Source organism: Streptomyces flavochromogenes (genome assembly GCF_000717595.1).
In the GTDB taxonomy this organism is placed as follows: Bacteria; Actinomycetota; Actinomycetes; order Streptomycetales; family Streptomycetaceae; genus Streptomyces; species Streptomyces flavochromogenes.
This window is the reverse complement of the sequence record NZ_JNZO01000135.1, coordinates 1-253: the sequence shown is the minus strand read 5'-3', so window position 1 is coordinate 253 and position 253 is coordinate 1. Positions and strand designations below refer to the sequence as shown.

Here is a 253-nt window from a genome sequence, read left to right as displayed (position 1 = left end):
CGACATCCGGCCCACGATGGAACGCAGGGCGCCCGACAGCACCTCCTGGGTGAAGCCGACGATGCCGTCCTGCTGCATCAGGAACCGCTGCGCGGCCGCCCGGATCGAGTCCTCGGTGCCGCCGACCTTGACGATCGCGACACCTTCGAGGTTCGCCTTCACACCGCGCAGGGTGACCGCGCCGCGCACCGCGACCGGGATGTGCCGGCTGGACAGGTCGAGCGTGAACTTCTGCTGCACGAAAGGCACGACG

The 253-nt window shown here is 69.2% G+C and carries 1 protein-coding gene; it reads right to left on the bottom strand.

Features of this window, described 5'->3' with window-relative positions; all coding sequences use genetic code 11:
• Positions 1-253 (bottom strand): flotillin family protein (locus tag IF00_RS0140595; protein ID WP_030327186.1); only part of this gene is annotated, 253 nt, incomplete at both ends.